11 protein-coding genes are annotated in these 15,015 nt (G+C 71.2%); 5 read left to right on the forward strand and 6 right to left on the reverse strand.

The features are described from left to right. Window positions 1-84 precede the first annotated feature (84 nt). The 3 genes from metG to BHS09_RS13760 are packed head-to-tail and all read left to right on the forward strand — an operon-like array spanning window position 85 to window position 3,945. Complete coding sequence (gene metG, locus BHS09_RS13750; RefSeq protein WP_140798086.1) at window positions 85-2,193, forward strand: methionine--tRNA ligase; 2,109 nt, start codon at window positions 85-87, stop codon at window positions 2,191-2,193. A gap of 1 nt (window position 2,194) precedes the next feature. Continuing rightward, the gene (locus BHS09_RS13755) at window positions 2,195-3,172 is read left to right on the forward strand and encodes a HEAT repeat domain-containing protein (RefSeq protein ID WP_140798087.1); all 978 of its coding nucleotides are present in this window, start codon (window positions 2,195-2,197) and stop codon (window positions 3,170-3,172) included. Continuing rightward, on the forward strand, window positions 3,169-3,945 hold the full coding sequence (locus BHS09_RS13760; RefSeq protein WP_140790337.1) for a TatD family hydrolase: 777 nt from the start codon (window positions 3,169-3,171) through the stop codon (window positions 3,943-3,945). Before BHS09_RS13755 ends, BHS09_RS13760 begins: the two co-directional genes overlap by 4 nt. On the opposite strand, the gene BHS09_RS13765 is transcribed toward BHS09_RS13760, so the two are convergent. The 5 genes from BHS09_RS13765 to BHS09_RS13785 all read right to left on the reverse strand — a co-directional run bounded on the left by BHS09_RS13765 (window position 3,932) and on the right by BHS09_RS13785 (window position 10,706). After that, window positions 3,932-5,914: an HD domain-containing phosphohydrolase gene (locus BHS09_RS13765; RefSeq protein WP_140798088.1), complete on the reverse strand. Its 1,983-nt coding sequence runs from the start codon at window positions 5,912-5,914 to the stop codon at window positions 3,932-3,934. The genes BHS09_RS13760 and BHS09_RS13765 overlap by 14 nt on opposite strands. 8 nt (window positions 5,915-5,922) lie before the next feature. After that, on the reverse strand, window positions 5,923-7,374 hold the full coding sequence (locus BHS09_RS13770; RefSeq protein ID WP_140796447.1) for an OB-fold nucleic acid binding domain-containing protein: 1,452 nt from the start codon (window positions 7,372-7,374) through the stop codon (window positions 5,923-5,925). 47 nt (window positions 7,375-7,421) lie between these two features. Continuing rightward, window positions 7,422-8,561 carry a class I SAM-dependent rRNA methyltransferase gene (locus tag BHS09_RS13775; RefSeq protein ID WP_140790341.1) on the reverse strand — a complete coding sequence of 380 codons (1,140 nt, stop codon included), beginning with the start codon at window positions 8,559-8,561 and terminating at the stop codon, window positions 7,422-7,424. Window positions 8,562-8,719: 158 nt separating this feature from the next. Next, entirely contained in the window at window positions 8,720-9,088 is a 369-nt protein-coding gene (locus BHS09_RS13780) for a hypothetical protein (protein WP_140790343.1), read from the reverse strand. Between the two features lie 22 nt (window positions 9,089-9,110). Continuing rightward, window positions 9,111-10,706 carry an NAD(P)/FAD-dependent oxidoreductase gene (locus BHS09_RS13785; RefSeq protein WP_140790345.1) on the reverse strand — a complete coding sequence of 532 codons (1,596 nt, stop codon included), beginning with the start codon at window positions 10,704-10,706 and terminating at the stop codon, window positions 9,111-9,113. Window positions 10,707-11,008: 302 nt separating this feature from the next. Between BHS09_RS13785 and BHS09_RS13790 the strand changes: the two genes are divergently transcribed. After that, entirely contained in the window at window positions 11,009-11,212 is a 204-nt protein-coding gene (locus BHS09_RS13790) for a hypothetical protein (RefSeq protein ID WP_237080347.1), read from the forward strand. 133 nt (window positions 11,213-11,345) lie between these two features. Here the strand turns inward: BHS09_RS13790 and mprA are convergent, their stop codons facing one another. Further along, on the reverse strand, window positions 11,346-11,999 hold the full coding sequence (mprA, locus tag BHS09_RS13795; protein ID WP_140790349.1) for an MprA protease, GlyGly-CTERM protein-sorting domain-containing form: 654 nt from the start codon (window positions 11,997-11,999) through the stop codon (window positions 11,346-11,348). A gap of 79 nt (window positions 12,000-12,078) precedes the next feature. Here mprA and BHS09_RS13800 point away from each other — a divergent pair, with 79 nt between their 5' ends. Next, window positions 12,079-14,946: a golvesin C-terminal-like domain-containing protein gene (locus tag BHS09_RS13800; protein ID WP_140798090.1), complete on the forward strand. Its 2,868-nt coding sequence runs from the start codon at window positions 12,079-12,081 to the stop codon at window positions 14,944-14,946. Window positions 14,947-15,015 lie beyond the last annotated feature (69 nt).

Here is a 15,015-nt window from a genome sequence, read left to right on the forward strand (position 1 = left end):
TGGCGCATTCGTGCCCGCGGTCCTCACGCCGTCGATGACCTCGGCCATCCGAGCGGCTAAGGTCCGCCGCCCTCAGGAGAGTCCATGGCTGAGAGAATTCTCGTCACCAGCGCGCTGCCCTACGCGAACGGCCCGGTCCACATCGGCCACGCCGTCGAGTACGTGCAGACCGACATCTACGTTCGTTTCCTCCGCTCGTGCGGCAGGGACGTCGTCTACTTCTGTGCCGATGACACCCACGGCACACCCATCGAGCTGAACGCGGCGAAGCAAGGCCTCAAGCCCGAGGAGTTCATCGCCCGCTTCCATGAGGAGCACCAGCGGGACTTCCGCGACCTCGATGTCCGCTTCGACTACTTCCACTCCACCAACTCGCCGGAGAACCGCCAGTACGCGGAGCTCATCTACGGGCGGCTGAAGGAGAAGGGCGACATCGAGCGCCGGAACATCGAGCAGACCTACTGCGAGAAGGACCGCCGCTTCCTGCCAGACCGCTTCATCAAGGGGACCTGCCCCAACTGCAAGGCGGCCGACCAGTACGGCGACGCCTGCGAGAAGTGCGGCAAGGCCTACGCCCCCACGGACCTCATCGACGCGCGCTGTGCCCTGTGTGGCACGCCCCCGGTCCGCAAGCACTCCGAACACCTGTTCTTCAAGCTGTCGCGGCACGCGGACTTCCTCCAGGACGTGCTGCGCAAGCCGGGCTTCCTCCATCCGGGCCTGGCGACCCAGCTCCAGGGCTTCTTCGAGAAGGGCCTGGCGGACTGGGACATCAGCCGTGACGGGCCGTACTTCGGCTTCGCCATTCCGGGTGAGACGGACAAGTACTTCTACGTCTGGCTGGATGCGCCCATCGGGTACATCGCCACCACGGAGAAGTGGGCGAAGGAGACGGGCAAGGCGAAGAGCGCGCTGGACTACTGGAGCGCGGACGCCGACACCCGCATCATCCACTTCATCGGCAAGGACATCGTCTACTTCCACGCGCTGTTCTGGCCGGCCGTGCTCAACGTCGCGGGCTTCCACGGCCCCAGCGAAATCAAGGTCCACGGCCACCTCACGGTGAACGGCGAGAAGATGTCGAAGAGCCGCGGCACCATGGTGCCGGTGCGCGACTACCTGGACCAGTTGGACCCCAGCTACTTGCGCTACTTCTACGCGGCCAACCTGGGCCCGGGCGTGGAAGACCTGGACCTCAACCTCAAGGACTTCCGCCAGCGCGTGAATGGCGAGCTGGTCAACAACGTGGGCAACCTGGCCAACCGCGCCCTGTCGCTGCTGGCCGGTCCGCTGGAGAAGCGTCTCGCGCCCGGCCGTGCCGAGGGCCCGGGCCGCGCCCTGGTGGAGGCCGCGCTCGCCCGCGTGCCGGAGGTGCGCGACGCGTTCGACAAGCTGGAGTACCGGTCCGCCATCCGCGTCATCACCGAGATTGCGTCGGCCGCGAACGGCTTCCTCCAGACGGCCGCGCCGTGGGCCCAGGTGAAGAAGGACGCGGAGGTCGCTCGCGCGGACCTGTCCGACGCCGCGGACGTGGCCTACCTCCTGGGCGCGCTGCTTGCCCCGGTGACGCCGCGCCTGTCGGAGAAGCTCTTCGCCCAGCTCGGCGCCGAGCCGCTGACGTTCCAGGCCCTGGAGGGCGCGAAGTACCCGCTGTTGGATCGCAGCCGTCCCATCGGCACGCCCGAGCCGCTGCTGCCGCGGCTGGAGGAGGAGCGCGTCAACGCCATCATCAAGCTGCCGGAAGGCGCCGCGGCGCCGCAGGCCGCGGAGGCCGGGCCGGCCAAGGGCGCCAAGGCGGAGAAGAAGCCCGCCGAGGCTCCCGCCGCGACGCAGGCGGCTCCGAGCGCTGTCGCGGCCGAGTCGTCGGGTGAAATCGAGTACGACGACTTCGCCAAGGTGGTGCTGAAGGCCGGCAAGGTGCTGGCCGCGGAGAAGGTGCAGAAGGCGGACAAGCTGCTCAAGCTCACGGTGGACGTGGGCGAGGGGAGCCCGCGCACCATCGTCTCCGGCATCGCGGAGGCCTTCGCTCCCGAGGCGCTCACCGGGCGCAACGTGGTGGTGGTGGCCAACCTCAAGCCGCGCAAGCTCAAGGGCATCGAGTCGCGCGGCATGCTCCTGACGGCGGGGCCGGGCGGCAAGGAGCTGTCGCTGCTCGACCCGGGCGATGTGGCCCCTGGCAGCGAGGTGAAGTGAGGTGACGGACTGGCGTGCTGACCGGGACCGGGCCCTCCTGACGCTGGAGCGCGAGAAGCGCCCGGCGTTCAGGACGGAGGCCGCGCTCCAGCTCTATCACCTCGCGTCGGAGGTCCCCGAGCACGCCGCCGAGTTCCTCGAGGCGCTCCCCCGGCTGCTGGCGGATAAGCAGGTGGAGGTGCGCCGCGCGGGCGTGAGCCTGGCCTCCGTGGTGGTGCCTCCGGCGGAGCTGCCGGACCTGCTCATCACCCGGCTTCGGGACGAGGAGTGGCAGATCCGCCTGGAGGCCACCGGGCGGTTGGCGGACCTGGCCCGGCCGGAGCTGCGCGGGGCGCTGGCCTCCATGCTGGAGGACGGTACCTTCGAGGTCCGCTTCGAGGCGGCACGCGGCATCGCCAGCCTCCAGCACGCCGCGGGGCTGGAGGTGTTGCTGGAGGCGCTGGACGCGGACCTGCTGCGCTTCCGGGCCCTGGGCGCGCTGGCGGAGCTGGGGGACGCGCGCGCGCTGCCCCAGGTGAAGAAGCTGTTCGGCCGGTGGCTCCTGCCCGCCTTCGACAAGACGCAGGCCGCGGGGGTGCTGGCGAAGCTCGGCGATTCGGACGGCTCGGCGTACCTCATCCAGCGGATGGCGAAGAAGCGGTGGAGCCCGGACCGGGCCCTGGCCGTGGAGCTCTGCGGCGAGGTGAAGGTGCCCGGCGCGCTGGAGCGGTTGAAGGAAGTCCTGGACGACGTGAAGGACCCCTGCCGGGGCGCGGCCGCGAGAGGCCTGGGCCGGCTGGGCGATGCGCGGGCGCTGCCCTGGCTGGTCGGGCTGCTCCAGGACGCGCAGGCCTCCGAGGACAGCCGATTGGACGCCGCTGACGGGCTGTGGCGCCTGGGCGGGCCGGAGGCGCGTGAGGCTGTTCGCAACGCGGTGAGTACCTTTCCATCACCAGAGGCCCGCGCCGAGCTGGAAGAGCTGTTGCAGGAGGAGCCATGAAATTCGTCGACGCCCACTGTCACCTCGAGGTGAAGGACTACCCGGACGTCATGGCCGTGTTGGACGCGGCTCGCGCGGCGGGGCTGGTCCACGCCGTCGTGGTGGGCCAGTTCCACGGCCCGGGCAACTGGGGCAACGCGCTGGAGGTGGCGGCGGCGCACCCGGAGTTCCTGTCGCCCACGTTGGGCATCCACCCGCACGAGGCCGCTCGGGCCACCGAGGAGGATCTGGCCACGCTGGAGCGCACCTGCGCGCGTCCCGAGGTCCGGGCGGTGGGGGAGGCGGGCCTGGACTACTACTACGACCACTCACCGCGCGAGGCGCAGGCGGAGGTCTTCCGGCGGCAGTGCGCGCTGGCGCTCCGGCTGGGCAAGCCGCTGGTGGTGCACGTTCGCGACGCGCATGACGACTGTGACGCCATCCTCGGCGAGACGGGCGTAGCGAAGGGCGTCATCCACTGCTTCACTGGCGACACGGACGCGGCGCGGCGCTACCTGGACCGGGGCTTCCTGCTGTCGCTGTCGGGCGTCATCACCTACAAGAAGACGGAGGCGCTCCAGGACGCGGTGCGCTTCGCGCCGTTGGACAGGCTGATGGTGGAGACGGACAGCCCGTACCTGGCGCCGGTGCCGCACCGAGGGCGGAAGAACCAGCCCTCGCACGTAGTGGAGACGGCGAGGAAGGTCGCCGAGCTCAAGGGCGTGACGCTGGAGGAGGTGGCCGCGGTCACCACCGCCAACGCCGCCGCCCTCTTCAACCTCAACCTGCGTTGAGGCCGCCGGCCAGGGCCGCGAGGTCCTGGTCCATCTGCGGCACGTCCAGCAGCAACGCGTCCGGGTCGTACTGGAAGTCCGCCTGCTTCAGCTTCAGCAGCGCCTGCAGGGCGGGCTCCCCCGAGTGGCCACCAAAGGACGCGAAGACGACGCGGCCCCGCTCCAGGTGCAGGTAGCCCTCCAGCGTGTGCTGGCGCAGGTTGAGCCGGCCACTCTTGTGGCCACCACCCAGCGTGCGCAGCAGCTCACGCGGGGGGAGCTCGTCGAAGCTGCCGCGCACCACGCGCCCCGGGCCGTTGTGCTGTACCCGGTCGTCGTAGAGGGCCTGCACCGTCTTCGCGATGGCGGGCTTGTCCGCCGGCGACAGCACGTCCGTGGCGCCGGCCATGAGCAGGCGCTCCCGCGTGCCGTTGTCGGGCTCGCCCACCACCGCGATGGGCAGTCCCGCCGTCTCAGGCGCCGAGCGGGCCTGCGCCAGCAGGTCCATCACGTCCTGCAGGCCCAGCCGCAGGCTCACCACCAGCACGTCGCAGTCCTGCCGCGCCAGTCCGTCCTGCGCGCCCTCGACGGTGGACAGCGCGTGCGCCACCAGGCCCTGCTTCAGCACCGCCTCCAGCAGCTCGCCGCGCGCCGTCTCGTCCGGCTCCACCACGAGCACCTGGCGGCCTTCGCTCTCCAGCCGGTGACGCAGCAGCTCACCGCTCTGGAGCTGGATGACGATGTCCGCCACCACCGGGTCATAGAGCACGCCCGCGTACTTGCGCAGGTGCTCCAGGGCCTGCTCCTTGGGCAGCACGCGGCCCAGGGCATTGCCCGGGTTCTTCGTCAGCTCCAGGAAGCTGTCCACCGCGGCGAGGATGCGCGCGCCCAGGGTGATGTCCTCGCCCTTGGCGCCCTGGGGCGTGCCGGAGCCGTCCCAGGCTTCGTACATCTGCGCGAGGATGGTGTTCGTCTGCGCGGGCAGATGCACCGTCTCGAACATGCGGGTGGGGATGCGGCAGGCCAGCTTCGCCTGGGCCTTCCACTCCGGATTGACGGCGTTGCTCGCCAGCGAGAAGTGCCGCTCCGCCGGCTTGCCCAGGTCGTGCAAGTAGGCGGCGATGGACAGCGCGGCCAACTCCTTGTGGGGCATGCCCATGCGCTGGCCCACGATGCCGGCCTGCCGCGCCAGCTGCGCGGAGTGCCCGCGGTGGCGCTGCCGGTCCTGCTCCAGCAGGCCGACCATGATGCCCAGCGTCTCCACGAAGTCGCTGTCACTGACCAGCCCGCGCGGGCCGCCGGGCTCGCGCCGCTGGGTGGACGGGCGGACCGCGGGGGTGCCGGTGCTGCTGCCGCGTTGCAGCCGCATCCGCGCGTCCGTCTCCACGCGGAAGCTGTGGCTGAGCCCGCCCCGGTTGCCCGTGCCCGTCCCGGTGCCGCCGCCCGCGTAGGTGCGCCCGTGCTCCGGTGCGCCCGTGCGGGACGGCGCGGCCGGGGCCTGGCCCTGGGCGTTGGCGCCTTCCAGCAGCGCGGCGAAGGCGGTGGGGTCGCCGTAGTAGTGCTTGCGGATGGCGGCGGAGATGGCGCTGCGCAGGCCCACGTACGCGTAGACCTCCGACATGCCCGTGACGAGGGCAATCTCGTCCATCAGCGACTTGTTCTGCGGCTCGGCGGCGACCACGGAGAGCAGCTTGCGCTCCGGGTCCACCGCCAGCGGCAGCACGTTCTGCGCCTCGGCCAAGCGCACCGGAAGCCGGTCCAGCACCTCGGTGGCGATGCGCGCCTTCGCCAGCTTGTCCGCGCTGACGAAGCGCGTCTGGAACTCCGCCGCCAGGAAGCGCAGCAGCGCCGCTTCCTGGAGCAGTCCCAGCTCCACCAGACAATCACCAACCTTGTGGCCGGTGATTTTCTGGTGCTCCAGGGCCTGTTCCACGGCCCCGGCGTTGACGAGTCCCGCCTCGATGAGGCGCTCTCCCAACCTCTTCGCCATGTGCTGCCTCAGCTCTCCGAAGAACCCTCGCCGCCCTTGTTGCCGGAATCGGGCGATACCGACGTCAGCGCGCTGAACGGCTTGAAGGTCAGCTCCTTGGGCAGCGAACTCGCGTCACGCGGCGGACGCTCCTCGCGGGGCGGACGGGGCGGGCGCTCCTCACGCGGACGCTCCTCGCGGGGCGGACGCTCCTCGCGGGGCGGACGCTCCTTGCGCGGCGGCCGTTGGGCCTGCTCCTGCTGCGGGGCGGCTTCGGCCGGGGTGCCCGGCTGCTGCGGCTTCTCCGCGCGGGCCTTGCGCTTCTCCTCGCGGCCCTTGCGGCGGCCACCGCCCTCCACCGGGGCGCGGCCCCGCGAGGTGGGCGAAGGGCCCTTCCACAGCTGGCGCTCGTAGGGGCGCACCACGTCCGTCCACTTGTCGTGCGAGTCGCGCTGCATGGCCTCCAGCCACGAGGCGATGCGCGCGTCCAGCGACTCCAGCGAGTGGATGATCTGCGCCTCCAGCGTCACCGGCGACTTCGGGCTGCCGTGCTGCGTGTCGCCGTGCTGGGAGATGACCAGGTGCGTGAGGTGCTGCTCCAGGAGCGGCGGGAAGCCGGGGATGGCCAGCGCCTTCTCGCGCAGCTTCTGCGCCGTCAGGACGAGGTTGCCCACCAGCCGGCCCTCGTCGGAGGACTCGGAGGCGTCCGCCGCCTTCATCACCTGCTGCAGCAGCGCGCCGGCCAGCAGCAGGTCGCGGTCCGCCATGGGGTACTGGTCCGCCACGCGGAGCGTCAGCCGCATCACCGACAGGAGGTGCTCCGCCAGTCCGCCACGCCACGCGTGGTGCGTGCCCCGGGCGCCCTGGGCCACCGGCAGGCCGGCCGCGATCTTCGGGTCGTCCAGGAAGGACAGCAGCAGCTGCTTCACGAAGGTGTCGCCGATGCGCTCGGTGACCATCTCCCGGATGAGGCCGGCGGCGCGCGCGCCACCCGGGCCCTCGTTGCCACGGGCCTCGCCCTTGTCGGCCTTCTCGGGCTTCTCAGCCTTGGCTTCCGGGGCGGCCTTGGTCTCCGGAGCGGGCTTCGCCTCGGCGGCGGGCGGGGCCGGGGGCGGCTCGAACTCCTTGGGGTCCAGGGGCTCGGGGTCCAGGCGCTCCACGGCCTCGACGACAATCTGGGAGCGGCCGTGGAACTGGATGACGTTGCCCTGGACGAGCACGAAGTCGCCCGGCTGGAAGACGGGCTCGAGCGCGTCGACCTTGTCGAAGATGCGCGCGTCCACCTCGCCACTCTTGTCGACGAGCGTGGCGGCGACGAACACCTTGCCACTGCGGGCGGTCACCTTCTCCTTCTTGGTGACGCGGAAGACGGTATGGACGCGGTCCTTCTCCCGCAGGTCGGCCGCATACACCTTGCGGACGGTCTCCACGGAACCTTCCTGGGCGGGGGGCGCGGACTCGGGCACGTTTTCGTTGGTCATTGCGGCGGCGGACACTAGCACTCCATCGGCCGCGCGGGTGGACGGCTTCAGCTGACTTCCAACGCCATCGCGTGGAGGTGCTCGGCCCCATGGGAGCCGGCCAGGGTCGGATGGTCCGGCGGCAGGCCAGGACGGGCCAGCCGGGTGGCGATACGGGCCTCGCCCTCGCAGGCGGTGGCCACCAGGTCGTCAAAGCCGTCCTGGGGGAGGGGTGGATGGTACCCGGTGACCATCAACCATCCACCGTGGCGCGTCCTGCGAAGCGCGTGACGCAGCAACTCCACGAATTCCTCGTCGGTCGCCACGGCCAGTGTGTCCAGCAGGACCAGGTCGAAGGTGTCTCGCACCGCACGGAGGACCTGGAGGGGCTTTCCCGTCTCCACCGTCACCCGGCCCAGCAGGCCGTTGGCCTCCGCGTTCTCCCGCGCCAGGTCCGCGGCGTCCGCGTTGGCGTCGAAGGCGAGGATGTGACGGGCGCCATGCACGCCCGCGTGGACGAAGAGCCCACCCACGTTGCAACTGGCGTCCAGCACGCGTGAGCCCTGGGCCATGCGCGCCACGAAGCGGCGGACCTCGCGCTGGTCATACGCGTAGCCCGTGCCCTGGCCGTACGTGAGGTCCACGGTGAAGCGGGCCCCCATCTCCAGCAGCCGGCACCAGCGGGGTGGGGTGCCGTACAGGACATGGGGGCGCTGCGTGGGCAGGCCCAGCGCTTTCCGGTGAAGGGTGTCGTTGCGCAGCAGCACCGCGCCCGCGCCCGCCACCTCCACCAGCGCGCGCGTCAGCTCCTCATGGCGCGCGTCCATGGCACGGGTGAGCGTCTGCACCACGAAGTGCGTGTCGTAGCGGTCCACGATGAGGCCGGGCAGGCCGTCCCCGTCATCGTTGACGACGCGGCAGAAGCGCGGGTCGTCCACCAGCCGGGCCCGCCGCTCGAAGGCGTGGCGGAGATGGCGCGGGATGAGGCCCTCCACCGCCTCGTCCGGCTGGCCGAGCCGCCGCACCGCGTAGGACGCCTCTAAATCCACGTCACCCAGGCCCAGCACCGAGCCGTCCTCGTCCCGAAGCTGTACGGGCTCTCCGGGTTGCGGCGTGCCTTCCATGGAGACGATGTCTTCCCGGCGCAGCCATGGCGCGCCATGGCGCAGTCGGCGGGCGGCGTCGCGGGACAGATAGGTGCTGAGCACGATGGGTTCTCCTCTCGCGGCGGCCCGAGGGCACCGGCGCCCGGGGCGTGCTGCCAGGGGAGAACATGGGGTGCTGGCCTGCGGATGGCTGCCCGTCCCGGAGCGCCACGTCGGGGGGCGGCCGGGCGGGCGGGCCCGTGCGCCGTCGCCCCGTTGGTTCAGCCTCCGGTGGGCGCGCGCTTGAAGGCCTTGGTGGTGACCTGGAAGAGCAGGGTGCTGGCCACCAGCGCCAGGACGATGCCGATGCCGCGCAGCCGCAATTCGTCGCGGAACACCAGGGACAGGGCCAGCGCGCTCAGCAGCACCACGGCCGCCACGCGAAGCACCTGTCCCCGCTGCAATGCCCCCGAGCGCGCGGGTTTCGCCTGGGCAAGTACCGGGATGCTCGCCGCCTTGCGCCAGGTGGTTGCGGTCTCCTCCCGGACTTCGTCCTCCGCGTCCACCAGCCCCTGGACGTAGGCCCGCTCCACATCCAGCAGGCTGGGGTAGACCAGCTCGCCCTCCGGCGTACGCACGACGTATCCCATGAGCCCTCCTCCCGGCCGTCCGTCAGGACAGTTCGGTGGCAATCTGCTCAGCGACGCGCAGTCCATCAATGGCGGACGATACGATGCCGCCCGCGTAGCCGCAGCCCTCGCCCGCCGGGTAGAGGCCCTTCATCGTCACCGACTGGAGGTCCTCGCCGCGGGTGATGCGCACCGGTGACGACGTGCGGCTCTCGATGCCGATGAGCTTGCCCTCCTCGCTGATGAAGCCGCGCATCTTCCGCTCGAAGGTGCGCAGGGCCTGCTTCAGCGACTCCGTGAGCCGCTCCGGGAAGAGCCGGTTGAGGTCCACGTGCGCCAGGCCGGGGCGGTAGCTGGTGCCGCCCGGGTCCTTCTTCACGCGCCCGGCCAGGTAGTCCGGAATCGTCTGGGCCGGCGCGTAGAAGCGGCCTCCGCCCAGCTCATACGCCTTGCTCTCCCAGTGGCGCTGGAACTCCAGGCCCGCCAGTGGCCCGCGGAAGCCCTCGCGCTCGAAGTCCGCCACGGACACGGACACGACGATGCCCGCGTTGGCGTAGCGCGCGTTGCGCCGCGAGTTGCTCATGCCGTTGGTGCACTGGAGCCCGTCCTGCGTGGGCGTGGGCACCACGATGCCGCCGGGGCACATGCAGAACGAGTAGACGCCGCGCACCTCGCCGTCCACCTCCAGGTTCTCCGCCAGCTTGTAGTCGGCCGGAGGCAGGCGCGGATTCTTCGCGGCGCTGCCGTACTGGATGCCGTTGATGAGCGCCTGCGGGTGCTCGGCGCGGAAGCCCAGGGCGAAGGGCTTGGCCTCCACGAGCACCCGGCCGTCGGCGGCGAAGCGCTCGTACAGCTCGCGCGCGGAGTTGCCGGGGGCCAGGATGACGCGGTTGCTCTCCAGCGTGCGGCCGTCGGACAGCTTCACGCCCGCGATGTGGCCGTCCTTGTAGAGCAGGTCGTCCACGCGCGTGCTGAAGTGGACCTCGCAGCCACCAGCGATGAGCTCCTCGCGCAGCTTCGCCACCGCGCCGGGCAGCAGGTCCGAGCCGATGTGCGGCTTGCCCTCGACGAGGATGTTGTCCGGCGCGCCATAGCGGGCGAAGGCCTCGATGACCTTGCGCACCATGGGGTGGTTGATGCGCGTGGACAGCTTGCCGTCCGTGTACGCGCCCGCGCCGCCCTCGCCGAAGTTCATGTTGCTTTCGGGGTCCAGCGTCCCGTCGCGCATGAGCTTGGCCACGTCCTTGCGGCGCGACACCACCTCGCGGCCCCGCTCCAGCAGGATGCTGCGCACGCCGCGCTCCAGCAGGCCCAGCGCGGCGAAGAGCCCCGCGGGGCCCGTGCCGATGATGATGGGCCACTGCTCCGGCGCCTTCACCGGGGCCAGGGGCTCGGGCGGCGGGGGCGCCTCACCCACGTCGGGGGGCAGCTTCGCGGGCTTCTTGCCCCGGGCCAGCTCCACCTCCAGCGTGTAGATGTAGCGCGGGCTGCCCTTCTTCCGCGCGTCCAGCACGGAGCGCACCACCCGCACGGACGCGAGGTCGGAGCGGGTGACGCCCAGCTTCTCCGCGGCGCGTTGACCGAGCAGCTCCTCCGGCTCGTCCAGCCACAGCCCGATGTTGTTCACCCGATACGCCATTGCATCCGCTCCTGGTGGGGCGCGTATCTCGCCGCCCCGTTGAAAGATTGCAAGCCCTTGAAATCCGGGTGCGAACCCGCTGATGCACCCCCCCACGCCAATCCCCCGTACCGCCGAGGACTGCGCAACCGCGTTCGCACTGCCCTCCAGGGCCGTTCGGGGCCCTGGTCTACTTCAACCCTTGGGAAATGTTGAGGAATCCGTTTGGAAGAGAACGGCTGGCACGGGGGTTGAAGCAGGGCCGTACCGTGATTAGGCGGCGTCGCTCCTTCCCGGCCGCTTTCTTGATGGAGGCACTGACCTTGAGCACCGATCAAAAGGGCACCCGGATCCTGGCGCGCACGTTCTTCAACCAACTGCGCGCGAGCGGCTACACCCCGCACCAGGTGATTGGCATCGCGACGGAGCTGCTCGAACTGGTGACGACGGACATCAAGGAGGGCGACAAGGCGACGGCCGTCCAGGCGGCGCAGGAGCAGGCCCCGGAGCTTCGCCCGCACGCATGAGGTGCTCAGCGGGTTCTCCCCGCGGGCGCGCGGGCTCCGGACGGGTTTCCGGGGCGCCCGCCCGCGAGTGGAGGCAGCGAGGTGGTGAAAGGACCGGCCCTGGCCGGTCTTTTCGTTTCGACTGATTGAGGAGTCAGGCGCGGGGGGCCCGCTGCTCCCGCCTCCGCTGGTACGCAGCCGCGCCGGCAATAAAGAGCAGACCCGCGGTGAGAGCGCTGAAGACGCTGCTGGCTGTCTGCGTGGCCTGGAGCGCCATCAGCACGCCGCCCGCGGTGAATGCGGCCACATCCACCCACGCGGGACGGCGCTGCGGCAGCACCAGCACCAAGATGCAGGCCGTCAGCGGCAGACCCAGCGCCACCTGGCGGACGATGGCGTCGGTGCTCGTGCGCACCGTGTCCCAGTTGTGCACCAGGATGGCGGCGAAGATGACCACCGTGCCCAGCGCGAGCACCAGCACGCCCGCGGCGGCCGCGTCCTTGGCCAGCCGGGCCTTCTCGTCGAACTGCTGGACGGCCAGGTCCACCAGGTGCTCCAGCGCGCTGTTGAGGATTTCGGCGAAGAAGATGAGGAGGACGCAGAAGATGAGCGTCACCTTCTCCGCGAGCCCCAGCGCGATGCCGCTGCCCACCAGCCCCACCAGCACGGCGGCGATGAGGTGGACGCGCATGTTGCGCTGGTAGATGACGGTGTGGATGAGCCCTGCCCACGCGTGACCGAAGGAGGCGAGCAGCCCCGAACCGTGACGGGGAGGGAAGGACGCGGGTGGCCGAGGAGGTGCGTTCATCGATGGCGAAAGCGCGGGGGGAGGCTAACACCCGCGGGACGGATTGCCCCTTCGTCGTGAAGGGGTATGGTCCGACCCTGTGAATGCCCCTTCCTATCCTCTTCGTGTCCGTCTGGGTGGCGCACTTCTCGCGCTGTTGTTGACTTCCCCCCTGGCCCGCGCCGAATCCCACGCCGCGCACGACCATGCACTGGATGAAGGGGCGTGTGGCCTGGAGCCGCCGGGCGTGCAGTACACGCCGATGCCCGGGCCCCGTCCGCATGAGACGCGCCGCCTGTCCGCCGCGGAGCCGCCGGTCGTCCGGCGCGAGCTCCGGACGGGCGCTTCGGGGACGAAGTCAGGCGTGCCGCAGACGCGCCAGCGCACGGGCGCGCTCTCCGGCAAGGTGGTGTACCTGAGCCCGGGCCACGGCTTCACGCGCAGCGCGCCGCTGAACCGCTGGGCCACGCAGCGGCCGAACACCTGGGCCGTGGTGGAGGACCTCATCTCCGCCGAGGTTCTCAACCAGTACCTGCTGCCCATGCTGACGGGCGCCGGCGCCACCGTGGTGCCCCTGCGGGAGCCGGACCTCAACGGGCACATGGCCATCGTCGACGACGGGCAGGCCGGCTATTCGGAGGACGGCGACGTCTTCGAGTCCTCCGCTCAGCCCGGCTGGGGCACGCCGCCGACACCCATGGGCAACGGGGTGGAGCCCTTCTCGCTGGGCACGACGCGGGTGATGACCTCCGCGCGCAGCGCCACCGCGAGCGCGACGTGGACGCCAGAGATTCCCGCGGAGGGCAGCTACCACGTCTACGTCTCCTACGCGGCCGACCCCACGCGCGCGCCGGACGCGCACTACGTGGTGAAGCACGCGGGCGGTGAGAGCCACTTCCGCGTCAACCAGCGCCGTCACGGCGGGACGTGGGTGCTGCTGGGGCGCTTCTACTTCAAGGCGGGGCAGCACCCGGATTCCGGCGCGGTGGTAGCGCTGAACGACACGGCGGAGGGCGGCACGCTGTCGCTGGACGCAGTGCGCTTCGGTGGTGGCAGCGGCGTCATCGGTGACGATGCGATGGCGCCCCTGGCGCGGCCCCGCTACGAGGAGTCCGCGCGCTACCACGTGCAGTTCAGCGGCGCGCCCTTCACGGTGTACGCACCCACGGGGGCCAACGCGCTGACCAATGAGCGCAACGCGGACGTCACCGCCCGCCCGCGCTTCGCCGCGTGGCTGCACGAGGAGGGCGAGGACGCGGTGTACGTGGCCTGGCACACCAACGCGTCCACCACGGGCAACGTGTCGGGGACGGAGGCCTACGTGTACGGGCCCAACCCGGTGGACGGCACGCTCAACTTTACCGGCTTTCCGGGCAGTGACGTGCTGGCGCGGGCGCTGCTGGACGAACTGGCGCGGGACATGCGCCGCGAGGTGGACCCGAGCTGGCGGGTGCGCAACCTGCGCTCGGCGAACCTGGGCGAGGTGAACCCCACGCACAACAACGAGATGCCGTCCGTGCTGCTGGAGGTCGCCTACCACGACAACGTGACGGATTCGAACCGGCTGAAGGAGCCCGTGTTCCGCCGGGTGGCCGCGCGCGCCATCCTTCAGGGACTCATCAAGTACTACGCGGCCCGGGACAGCGTGCCCGTCGTCCTGCCGCCCGAGGCGCCCGAGGCGGTGGCCGCGCTCAACGGCAGCGGCGGCACGGTGGAGTTGCGCTGGACGGCGCCGTCGGCCAACCCGGACGAGGAGGGCCGCGACGCGCCCTCGGGTTACCGCGTCTACCAGAGCGCGGACGGGCTGGGCTGGGACGACGGCTCGGAGGCAGTGGGTACGTCCTTCCGCATCACGCTGGCGCCGGGCACCGTGCGCTACTTCCGCGTGGCCGCGCACAACGCGGGCGGCGAAGGCTTCCCGTCCGTCACCGTGGGCGTTCGGACGCCAGACGGCGCGGAGTCCCCGGTGCTGGTGGTCAACGGCTTCGAGCGGCTGGATGCCTCCCAGGCGTGCGCCGAGCCGCTGGACGCCTATGACCTCCAGGCGCCTGTCCGCCTGCTGGTGGAGACGATGAACGACGGCACCTACGTGCGCCGCCACGGCGCCGCGCTGGCGCATGCGGGCACCGCCTTCGACAGCGCGACGCGCGCGGCGGTGGCGGCGAACCTGGTGACGGTGGGCGCGCCGTACCGGCTGGTGGACTGGTTCTCCGGCCGGGGCGGGGCGGGAGGGGCCCGTCCAACCCGTGAGGAGCAGGACGCCCTGCGCGGGTTCGTGATGCAGGGGGGGCACCTCCTCCTGTCGGGCAGCCACGTGACGTCGGCGCTGGCCGTGGGCTCGGCGGAGGACCAGGCCTTCCTGGCGGACATTCTTCGGGCGGCGCCGGGCAGCGGAACGCCCCCGTTCTCCGTGGAGGGCATGCCGGGCGATTGGCTGGCCCAGCTCACCGGGGTGGCGCTGGATGACGGCACGCGGGGCGGCTACGCGGTGGGCGTGACGGACGTGCTGACGCCCGCGTCGGGTGGCACGTCCGTGCTTCGCTATCTGGGAACTGACCTGGCGGCGGGCGTGACGTCGGCGCCCAACGGGCGGGTGCTGCTGCTGGGCATGCCTTTCGAGGGCATCGTCAGTCCGGTGCAGCGCGCCGGGCTCATGTCCTCGTTCCTGGTGCAGGCGGGCCTGCTCACGGAGTTGCCTCCGCCGCCGGCCGAGGAATCCGGCGCCGCGAGCCTGCTCACCGCCTGTGTCGCGGCGCGGGGCGTGGACCCGCACCCGCCACCGGAGCCCGAGCCGGAACCCGAGCCGGAGCCCCATGTGGTGGGGGTTCTGCCGCAGTTCTATCCGCTGGGAGATTCCGGCTGTGGCTGCGGGGCGGGTGGGGGAACGGGCACCGCCGTCTGGCTGTTGCTCGGGGTGATTGTTCAGCTTCGGCGTGCGCGTCGTCGCGGGGATGTCGCCGGGCGTTGACTCGGCGGGTCGCGATGCCTACGGTCGCCCGCCTTCGATTTTGACGTGACGACCCGTGGGTGCCTGGCA

The organism is Myxococcus xanthus (genome assembly GCF_006402735.1).
Lineage (GTDB): Bacteria > Myxococcota > Myxococcia > Myxococcales > Myxococcaceae > Myxococcus > Myxococcus xanthus_A.